This is a genomic window from Rhizobium ecuadorense (genome assembly GCF_001187535.1).
Lineage (GTDB): Bacteria > Pseudomonadota > Alphaproteobacteria > Rhizobiales > Rhizobiaceae > Rhizobium > Rhizobium ecuadorense.
Genome location: NZ_LFIO01000694.1, coordinates 1 through 7047, shown reverse-complemented (window position 1 = coordinate 7047; position 7047 = coordinate 1). Strand labels below are relative to the sequence as shown.

At 59.5% G+C, this 7047-nt stretch carries 7 protein-coding genes and 2 pseudogenes; 4 read left to right on the top strand and 5 right to left on the bottom strand.

Features of this window, described 5'->3' with window-relative positions:
• Nucleotides 1-182 (top strand): annotated as a pseudogene (locus AF337_RS40325) (hydrolase); the annotation flags it as partial.
• A gap of 89 nt (nucleotides 183-271) precedes the next feature.
• A complete protein-coding gene (locus AF337_RS13305) occupies nucleotides 272-1207 on the top strand; it encodes a pirin family protein (RefSeq protein ID WP_049732465.1) in 936 nt (311 codons plus the stop codon).
• A gap of 184 nt (nucleotides 1208-1391) precedes the next feature.
• On the opposite strand, the gene AF337_RS13300 is transcribed toward AF337_RS13305, so the two are convergent.
• On the bottom strand, nucleotides 1392-1745 hold the full coding sequence (locus AF337_RS13300; protein WP_049732464.1) for a cupin domain-containing protein: 354 nt from the start codon (nucleotides 1743-1745) through the stop codon (nucleotides 1392-1394).
• 74 nt (nucleotides 1746-1819) lie between these two features.
• Here AF337_RS13300 and AF337_RS13295 point away from each other — a divergent pair, with 74 nt between their 5' ends.
• Entirely contained in the window at nucleotides 1820-2143 is a 324-nt protein-coding gene (locus AF337_RS13295; RefSeq protein WP_049732463.1) for a hypothetical protein, read from the top strand.
• Between the two features lie 178 nt (nucleotides 2144-2321).
• Here the strand turns inward: AF337_RS13295 and AF337_RS13290 are convergent, their stop codons facing one another.
• The 3 genes from AF337_RS13290 to AF337_RS13280 form a co-directional block, all read right to left on the bottom strand.
• The gene (locus AF337_RS13290; protein ID WP_244471242.1) at nucleotides 2322-3938 is read right to left on the bottom strand and encodes an amidohydrolase family protein; all 1617 of its coding nucleotides are present in this window, start codon (nucleotides 3936-3938) and stop codon (nucleotides 2322-2324) included.
• Nucleotides 3939-4109: 171 nt separating this feature from the next.
• Nucleotides 4110-5342: an endonuclease/exonuclease/phosphatase family protein gene (locus tag AF337_RS13285; RefSeq protein WP_049732461.1), complete on the bottom strand. Its 1233-nt coding sequence runs from the start codon at nucleotides 5340-5342 to the stop codon at nucleotides 4110-4112.
• 146 nt (nucleotides 5343-5488) lie between these two features.
• On the bottom strand, nucleotides 5489-6079 hold the full coding sequence (locus AF337_RS13280; RefSeq protein WP_049732460.1) for an SOS response-associated peptidase: 591 nt from the start codon (nucleotides 6077-6079) through the stop codon (nucleotides 5489-5491).
• A gap of 302 nt (nucleotides 6080-6381) precedes the next feature.
• Between AF337_RS13280 and AF337_RS13275 the strand changes: the two genes are divergently transcribed.
• Complete coding sequence (locus tag AF337_RS13275; protein ID WP_193393610.1) at nucleotides 6382-6879, top strand: SOS response-associated peptidase family protein; 498 nt, start codon at nucleotides 6382-6384, stop codon at nucleotides 6877-6879.
• Here the strand turns inward: AF337_RS13275 and AF337_RS45360 are convergent.
• Nucleotides 6876-7047, bottom strand: a pseudogene (locus tag AF337_RS45360) (DNA polymerase IV); the annotation flags it as partial. The gene AF337_RS13275 and the pseudogene AF337_RS45360 sit on opposite strands and share 4 nt — an antisense overlap.

The following is a 7047-nucleotide window of genomic DNA, read 5'->3' as shown; positions in this document are numbered from 1 at the left end:
GGGTTAACATGATGACGTGGCTCGCGCTCGCTGCCGAATGGCAGCGCGACTGGGCCCGTGCCGAACAGGCTGCGAAGATCACCGATGTCATCGTCCAGCATTCTGGCGGCAGCGGCATTGCCTATCTGTGGGAGCAGCAGTTGCTCAACACTGCCGCGCCCAAGGCTGGCGCTGGAGTGTAAGCGCGCTTAAAAAGAGGGGCGGGTACGCCATGCGCCTCCGCTCCTCGCTATGAATAGATGATCATCGGCCGAAGAAGAGGACGTTGCACATGAGCTGGAACCCCGCCATCGAACCAGGATGCCCTGATGAGGTCGGTGTGGACGCGATCGAAACGTTGATCGTTCCCCGCGCCCGCGATTTGGGCGGCTTCGAGGTCCGACGCGCGCTACCTGCGCCGAATCGCCAGATGGTCGGCCCGTTCATATTCTTCGACCAGGCTGGTCCCGCCGAACTCCTGACCGGGCAGGGCGTCGACGTTCGACCCCATCCGCATATCGGTCTTGGCACCGTGACCTACCTCTATCAAGGCGACTTCCATCACCGGGACAGCACCGGTGCGAACCAGATCATCAGGCCAGGTGAGTTGAACTGGATGGTGGCGGGCAAAGGCGTATCGCACTCAGAACGCACGAGTGCGGCGGCAAGGAGCGGCCCCAATAGTCTGTTCGGAATACAGACGTGGCTCGCCCTGCCTGATCGCCACGAGGACGTGGCGCCTTCCTTCGAGCACCACGGTCGGAGCGCGCTTCCGATGATCGACGACAACGGCGTCTCGGTTCGGCTGATTCTTGGCAACGCCTACGGAGAGCGTGCTCCCGCCAGGATGTTCTCGGAGACCTTCTACGCCGACGTTAAACTGGATCCTCGCGCGCGTCTGCCCATGCCGGACGATCATGAAGACCGCGCCATCTATGTCGTCGAAGGTTCGATCTCGGTTGCCGGACAGGACTTCGGCACGATGCAGATGATGGTGTTCCGTCCAGGAGACAGGATAACCGTCGCCGCCGGCGAGCAAGGCGCGCGCATCATGATCCTCGGCGGGGCCACGTTCTCCGGACCCAGATACATCTGGTGGAACTTTGTGGCGTCTTCCATGGAGCGTATTGAGGAGGCCAAGGCTGAGTGGCGAGCTGGAAAGTGGGGTGAGGGACAGTTCGACCTTCCCGCCGACGACCGCGCGGAATTCATACCCTTGCCCGATTGAATCAGCTCGTCAGTATAAAGGCAAGAGCTGGATCCGCTGCGATGCAATGAAAGTGGCGGGAGAGGTGCCTCGAGAAAACGATCGATGGACTGCACGAAACGGACGAGACTCTATTGCTGACGTGGTAGATCAGTCGCGTGTTTTGCCGGCCGGGATGTTCGCTTAGCAAGGAGGCCGTCTCCTTTCATCTCTCGCGCGCCTCGGCCCAGTGCGGATAGGTCACAAAAGCCGTCGTCGCACCCTCTCCCTCGGTGGTGATGGTCACGGACTGGCCCTTGGGCATATACACGATGTCGCCGGGTCCGGCAGTAACCGTTCCATCGCTGGTGGATACCGACAGCCGGCCCTCAAGAACGATCATCGTGTCGTCTACAGCCATCGTCTCCGTCAGTGACTGACCCGGAGCATACCGGCCATAACCGATCGAGACCGGGCCACCGTTTCTCTCGTCCACCAGGTTTCCGACATAGATGTCGGCATCCTGTCCGGGCGATTTGACGAGCTCTGCGTCTGAAATGCTGAACTTCTGGACCTTCATCTACGACCTCCCATGTTTCCGCTTGAGATAGCGCAAACTTCAGTGAGGCCAACCATCATGCCATGGAGAAAGATATGACCGAGAAGACCTGCTCCGCGCCGACGCCCGAACAGCGGAAATATCATGAGATCCGCAATGCGGCTGAACGTTCGATGTTAGACAAAGTCTTCAAGGCGATCGAGGTCGCGGCTACCGAAGTCGCGGACGGTTTCAAGGAGGCGGGGCTGGAATTCGAGCCGACCAGCAGGGATTATTTCATGTTCACGGTTCAGCAGGTGACGTTTGTCCGCCTCTGCGGCGGCGATCCCGATACGCTGAAGGGCGGCGATCCCGAAATCGGTCAGCGGATAGTCAACAATGGCCAGCATATCATCGACAGCTATTGGCGAGGCGGCTGAGGTCCCGAATGGACTGATAAGGGAAGTTGTGAAGCAGGATGGCTACTCATATCCCCATTTGGGCCGCCCCCAAGAGCAAATTGCTCCCTAAAGGCATTTTGGTCCGAGCAAACGACAGGCCGACGGTTCGATACCCGTTCAAGGCGCTCACGCCTGCAATGAGCCCGTTGCTGTCTATTCAACGACCAAAGAGACTTGCGATCAGGCGCGAGCTTGTGGAGGGAAGGCGGCTCTCATCCAGTCCATTTGTTCGATAGTAGGCGAGAAGCCGCTCGCGCCCGCGGCTTCCCCGTTCCAAGGGAAGGAACCGAAGCGCGTTGCGACGGAAGATCTTGTCGCAAATATCGTCCGAAAGTCCGCAGTCGGTGCGTAGGAAGGCGTTCACGCTTTCGATATAGTGATTATAGCCGGCCTCCTTACCGAGCATGATCCAGTCGCTTCCGTAAACGATGTGATCGCAATCGCTGTCGAATCTTTCCAGCCATTTGTTGAAGGACTTCGCAAGGAAGTCTCGTTCTCTCGGGCCGGCCGAAAGCACCTCGGAAAAATAGCTGATGTCGGCGACCACGTTCCGGCCAGGATTTTCCTTGATGAATTCACCCAGCCGCCATTCCCAACTGCCATCCGGCAAAGGCATTCCTTCCCGTCCAGCCGACCGTGCGCTGAAACGACCGAAATGCGCGATACAAACCCGAAGTTTGGAGAACTCCTTGAACACAGGGATCCAGTAGGCGGGATCGCCCCGCTTTGCATAATCTGGACCCGAACCGTTCGACGCATAGCCATGAGCCAATATCGGGGCATCGACATCGACGCAGAGCTTGTAGAGGTCTCGAAGCGCAGCATCGAGTTCCTCGTTGGGTTCAAATCCCACGCTCTTCACCGTTCGCTCCGGATATGGTGGCTGGTTGCCCGTTGGACGAAAGCCCATCGGCGGATAGAGCTTGATGCCGATGAAGCCATGTTCCATCAAAGCCGAACGGGTAGTCGCAAGCGAGCTTACACGGCTTTTCCCTTTCCGGAATGCCACTTCCCGAAGTGGATCAAATCCCATGTAGCCGTGGACGACGGGACCGGATTTCGCTTTCGCCATGCGCTGCGAAATCCGATCCATGACCACCATCTGCCGGGGTAACGGTGAAGAGTCGACATCTTCATAGAGCCACTCATCATAATCGACGAGCGCCGGCGTCAACAGGACCGGGTTGAAGCCCTGCGCATTGCTGTCGGCCACCAGGCGATCGACAAGGACGTGCCGGTAAAGACGAAACAGACTGAACCAATTGAGATAGCGGCCCACAGCATCTTGCCTGCGGAAAGCGCGCTGGCTGGCTCCGCGGGCTTCTCCGATTGTGAGCGGTTCGTTCGCGCGTAGAGTCTTGATCGGATCCCCGAGCATATAATTGAGGAACTTTTCCCCGGAGGTAGATGATCGTGTTGCGAGATCGTCGGGGGCCGCCATCGTAACGATCCGCCGCCTTTTCCGATCGAGTTCCAGGAGATGCTGGCTTGTGTCTTCGACAGCCGCCGCGCGCGCTTTCTCGACCGTCAAAGAGGCCGCTTTTCCATTCCGCCCGGTATCGAGAAACGCGATCTCTTCATCTGCCGTCGGTGCGCTATCCGTACCGAGAAGCTTCAGAAGGAGCGCGATGAATTCGTCGGTCACGTCGGGATCACGCACCGCGAGAATGCGGGCGGCCGACTGCTTCGGGAAATCCTCGAAGACGACTTGCCGCAGGAAGCGGGTGGTCGGCAGATCCGACGCATTGAAAACGTGGCAGTGAGCGTCGACCAAAGGGACGCCTTCGCCCGGTGTCGAAGGGCTCGACCGTCCGCAACCCGCAGTCAATGCGACAGCAGACAAAGATGCCTGCGTTAGAAAAGTTCGACGTAACATAATCATCCCCCGACTCGGCCTCGATGCACTGCAGATATGAAATTCGCGTGAGGTGTTCTGATCGAGGAGTCAAAAATTCAGCCGGGCGATCATCGGGCAGTGATCCGAAATCGCCAGCACTTGATCTTTTCCGTTTGGGGTGCCTGCTCTGTTGCTACCAAGGCTGCCAATGCTCAAATGCTCGGCCGGGCCATCGCCATTGACACCGGGGCCGACGAGGATGTGATCAAGCCCCACTGGATTGCGGCACCCGAGATAATTGTCCGATGCGAGCAACTGTGTTTCCGGCGGGGTCAGGTCGCGGATTTCGGCCTGGACGCAAAGTGTCTGCCCGGCATCGCCAATCTGGCAGTGCTCGTCGAGAATCTTGAGGTTGGCGGTCGCCGGTTGCCCGTCAGCGATCTCTTCTATCAGAGACCGCGACAGCACGCCCGCCGGCCGCGGCGATGAAGTTGCGCTGGCGTCCGTTCTGGCCGGCCGCTGGTCGCGCAACTCGTGCCAGAGGTTGCGGTTGAAATCGCCGAGAAGGACGATTTTTGCGCCGTCGCCTGCTGCGCGCTCAACCCAGCTTTCGAGCGGATCGATCTGCTGCTGCAGGATTACGCAGTCCTTGCCCGTACCCTCGAGGTTTCCACCGTCGAACGGCGACACGCAGCTGGATTTGAGATGGACATCCATGATGCGAAGCAGTTTTCCATCGATCTTCAGCGTCAGCGCAAGACCTGGACGTGGTCGTTTGTCATCGGGGTTGGCGGGAAGGCTGAGCGCGTCCTCGATCGCGCAGGAGACCTTTTCACCGAGGGTTTTCTTCCAGGCGATGACCAGGCGCTGCACCTTGTAGCCCGTCACGGGGCAGAAATCGTAATCGTTGCCGCCATTCGGAAGCACTTCCCGGGCAGACTGCTCGCCGCTGACCTCCTGGAAGGCGATGATGTCGGCGGGCACGGATCTTGAGATGAAGTTCGCGATCTGCTCCTGCCGCTTGCGGTAGGCATCGAGATTGACGCGAACGGTTCCCCCTGCGAAATAGACATTGCAGACAGGGAGGCGGCTGACGTCCCATCCCTCGATCTTGAATGCGTCGATGTCCCATCCCGGCTTGAAGCCCGCGTCCTGCGACGGCCTGAACTTGCCGGTGGCGGGATCCTCGACATAGTTCTTCGAACATTCGCCGATCCACTGCTGCACCGTTTGCAGGTCCATATGCCAGCCGAGGTTCCAGGTGGCGATGGTAACCTGGCTTGCCAGGGCCTCCACCGATCCGCACAGAACCAGAAGACATGCTGCCAGATACCGGATCATCGATGTTCCCCTCGCCCCAAAGTTGATCGCGAGGAGTGAATTACAATTTGCTAATCTGCGCAAGAGTGTGGTGAGCGCGCGGGCAGCTATTTTTCGACCTTGTCACGATCGACATTCGATTGGGGTGGCGCTTGGGATATTCCGGTTCAGCCGACCTGCTCCACGGACAGGGTCTCCGCAGGGAGCGGCTTGATCATCGACTTCGCGGAAACCGTCGGATCGAGCCAGTCGGCCCATGCCTCGCGCTCGAGGATGACGATCTGCCGGTCGTGGTAGGGCGCGATGTCCGGCCCAGGTTCCATCGTCAGCATGGTGAAGGCCTGTCCGACTTCCGGGGTTTCGCGCCAGATGCCGGCGATGCAGAAGATCGGTTCGTCCTTCTTGGTGAACAGCCACTTGTCCTTGCGTTTCTTTTTCGGGTCCTTCGAATCCGTGAACTCGTAAAAGCCGTCGGCAACGATCAGACAGCGGTTGGACGTGAACTCGCGACCTTCCGACCGAAAATTATAGACTGGCCGCTTGTTCGGCCCCGGCCAGCTCCAGCGCCGCTGCACGAGCTCGGCCTCATCGCGGATCCCCTCGATCGTTCTAACGATGGGCCCGACATCGGTGATCTTGATGTCCTCCCGCGCCTGGAGGTTCGGCGTGCCTTCGCCGAAACGGATCTTGATCTTGAGATCGGCGAAGTCCCTTGCGATCGAGGCGGCGTCTACCATCAGCCGATAATCATTGCACATTGCTCTTCCCTTCGAGTGTGGTCCCATCACCTCGCGACCAAGGCGCTGCAGGTGCAATATATGCTTGAATTGCACGCGCTCCAGCAGGACCAGCAGTTCCTGGGCTTCCTGTGTCGGCACCGAGCGCGGCCAGTCTTTTGACCAGCACAGTTTGACGCGCGACGATGGCGGCGCCATCTCGAACGTGTCGCATGACCATCTGAAGCTCGGTCTCAATTGAGCGCATAGAAATTGGCAGCTTTGGTTCATCCGCATTATCCATCGATCTTGTCTAATGTAAATGTTCCTGATATGTTCAGGTCATTATGAACGCGACCGTTTTCCAGTCCGATGCCCCGCTCGATGAGCGCCGCGTCATCATAAGACGCCATGACGGCGAAGTGGAGATGGTGGAGCTGCCGTGGGGGTTGCGCCCGCGCGACGGTGGTCCACGCGCCGTCAACGTTGTCCGCTCGGAAGGACGAACGTTTCCGAGCCACCGCTGCCTGGTGCCGGCGTCGGAGTTTCGGCACCAGAACTTCAGTTTCTCGCTCGCCAACGGCGACTGGTTCTATTTCGCGGGGATCTGGCGGCCGGCGGCCAGCGATTGGCCGGAGGCCTATGCCATCCTTACGATCGAAGCGAATGCGGACATCGCGCCGTTCCACGACCGGCAGATGGCGGTGCTGATACGGGATCAACGCACGGCCTGGCTCAACGGTCTTCTCCCCGAAGAAGAAATCCTGCGGCCACTGCCGGCGGGGACATTCCGGATCAAGCGCCACGCCAGCGCGCCGGCCCAGCAGATGCTGGCCGTCTAAAGCGCCAACCGCAGCTGCGGCTCCGTCCCGGAGGTCCGCCGCTCCAGCGACGACAGTGACACGCCGAGCAGGCGAATGCCCTTCCGGGGCGGAAAGATCGGCGCGAGCAGCAGGCTGACGATGTCCTCCAGATCGCCGATCGCCGCCAGAGGGACCGGAACCGTCTTG